Origin of the sequence: Mycobacterium sp. (assembly GCF_050701675.1) — a bacterium.
Classification (GTDB): domain Bacteria; phylum Actinomycetota; class Actinomycetes; order Mycobacteriales; family Mycobacteriaceae; genus Mycobacterium.
This window is the reverse complement of record NZ_JBOGDD010000791.1, coordinates 1-2,648: the sequence shown is the minus strand read 5'-3', so window position 1 is coordinate 2,648 and position 2,648 is coordinate 1. Positions and strand designations below refer to the sequence as shown.

Genomic DNA, 2,648 nt, shown 5'->3' with positions numbered 1-2,648 from the left:
CTCGACACGTCCGCCGCTTCCGCATGTCCGCACCGCCTTATGATTCAGCCGTGTCGGTCCCCGACGAGCTCGAGCGCGCTCGCCAGATGTCCTTCGCCTCCGACGAGACGACGGCGAAGGAGCTGCTGCTGTCGCTGATGCCGCAGATCGAGGCGGCGGACCGGGATGACTGGATGATGGAGACCCTGGCCCAGCTCGGCGAGCTCTACCTGGTGCGGACGGCGTACGAGGGTGTGCGCGAGGGCGCCCTCCGAATCCGGGAGTGCCTTGCCATCTACTCGTCGATCCTGGCGGGCACGGCGGCGCCGGACGTGCTCGAGAAGCAGACGATGACGACCCCCGCCATGCGGCACATGATCCGCAGATACGGGCGCCGGGCAGGCTTTCTCGAGACGGGCCTGGCCGCGGCGACCGGCGATCACGAAGGCGCTGCGGTCGCGCTCCTGGCCCTCGACGACGGGGACGACGAATTCGCCGACCTCGCCGAGGAGCACTCCTACCTACTGACGTATGCGCGCATCGTGTGCGCGAACGCGCTGTGCGAAGACGATATGCACGTACGGTCCGTTCCGCTGTGGGAGGCGGTCATCCAGCACGTCCTGGCATCGACCGGCACCGGTGAGGCCGCCGACAACCTACGCGTGCTCGGCGGCATTGGGTACGCCAGATTCTGCATCGAAACCGGCAGGCTGGAGGCGGCGGAACCCTGGCTGCGGCGGGCGGGCGCCCGCGCCGAAGCGCGTGGGTGGGAGTTGGCCACGGCGCGAACGCAATTGGAGCGCGGATCCGCGAGCTGGCAGATGGGCGACCGCGTGACCACCGAACGGCTGATGTACGAGGCCTACCCGGTGATCGCACGATACGCCCGCGCCGACGACGTCTCCAGATGTTGGCTCTTCTTCGGCCTGACCAGGATGTCGGCAGGTGGGCTCAAGGTCGCAGACGAGTGTTGGGAGAACGCCGAGCGTCACTGGCGCGAACTCGGCAAGCCGTTGCACATCCACCGGATTCTGCTCCAGCGCAGTTGGATCGCGATCTTCCGCGGCCGTCATGCGGAAGCCGTCGACATGGTCTCGCAGGCGCGCGCGTGCCTGGACGCCTCACCGCGCAGCAGCTGGCTGGCCTACGCGAGGCTCGACGACCATCTTGGCAACGTGTGGCGGGCCGAAGCACTGGCCGACCTCGGCTTCGACGGTGCAGGGGATCCGAGCGAGGACTGGGATGCCGCCGAGGCCAGGTACCGCGCGGGGTCCGCCGTCACCCGCGCCGAGCCGGGCACCCAGCGGTACGGCGCCGCGATGGAGAAGTTGGAGCGCGCCGCGGAACTCAAGGTACCCGCCTCCCTTGCCGTCGACTCGGTGCGCTACTCGATCGCCGACGCCGAGGCAAGGGCTCAATGGGCCACCTGTGTGTCGGCGCCACTGCTCGCGGGCGCGTTCGCCGTCGCGTGGGAGTCGGAGAACACCGATCTGCTGAGCCAGCTCGTCGAATATCACAGTGCCAGAGGAACGTTCACCGCGGCGCCCTCGGACACTGCGCCCACCGAGTGGTCCAGCGTCTCCACCGCGGCGGCCCCGATCACCGACGTCGACGAACTCGCCCTGGTGGCAGCCGGTCCGCCCGTGACGGACGGCACCGGGCTCACCCGGTTGGGGCCACTGCCTCCCCTTCGGATGGACCCGACCACCGGCCCCGTGCTCGACCACTACCGAGACCTTGCACTGCAGCGCTACGGCCAGTGCGTCACCGCGGCCGAGTCCGCGTGGGCGACGTGGCCATGAACACGAGCCAGCGCCCCGCCCTGGTCCTGCGTTTCGCGGACGTCGGGGTCGCGACCTACGCCAGCCTGCGGGTCGTCGGTGAACCGTCGCAGACGGTCACCTGGGTGGTCGAGGACGCGCTCATCCGCGTCGCACTGGATGAACTCGCGGGCGCACTCCCCGAGCCTGCGGTGGGGGAGTCCATCGCCGAGGCGGTGGACAGGGCACTGACGGCCGGGCCGCTGGCCGGCCCGGAGTCCGAAGCGGCCCTCGCCCAACACCTCGGGACGCTGCTGCTGTCCCATCCGGCCTGGCAACTGCTGCTGCAGTACGTGTCGAGCCCCCGAGCCGTGCTCTTCGTCTCACCGTGCGCGAGGTTGGCTCGCGTTCCGTGGGGTCTGCTCGCGCTGCCTGCCGTCCTCGGGTCGGAGGGACATCGGCTGGTGGAACTCGTCGACGTACTGATGGCCATGCCCCCGAACATCGTCAACGCGCCTCGACCCCGCACGACGTGGTCAGGGCGTCGGTCCCACCCGCCACTGCTGATCCTCGACCCGAGGGTGCCAGGGCAGCGGGCGGACTCGACCCTGGGATCCGTCCTTGGTCGGCCGACGCCGGAGAGCACACTGGTGCGCTACTTCGCAGACGTCGTTGCACGCCAACGGGTTCTGCCTGCCGTCAGCGCCTCCACCGAGCTGTTCCGCCGGACCGACGCCGACCGTGACTGGCTGGCCAAGATGTTGGCCGATGAGCCGGCGCGCCTGTTGTACGTCGGTCACGCCAGTGCCGCGGAGGACCGGGCGGGGCGCGCGGATCAGGCCTCGCTGCATCTGGCCGAGGACACCCCGCTGACGGCGGCGACCATCATGTCGCGGCGCATGCCCATGC

Annotated in this window: 2 protein-coding genes; both read left to right on the top strand. The window is 69.9% G+C overall.

Going from position 1 to position 2,648, the window contains the following annotated elements:
* Window positions 1–50: 50 nt before the first annotated feature.
* On the top strand, window positions 51–1,781 hold the full coding sequence (locus tag ACRDUX_RS24195; RefSeq protein ID WP_526417274.1) for a hypothetical protein: 1,731 nt from the start codon (window positions 51–53) through the stop codon (window positions 1,779–1,781).
* Window positions 1,778–2,648: CHAT domain-containing protein (locus ACRDUX_RS24190; RefSeq protein WP_526417272.1), on the top strand; the 871-nt coding region annotated here is incomplete at its 3' end. The genes ACRDUX_RS24195 and ACRDUX_RS24190, both read left to right, overlap by 4 nt.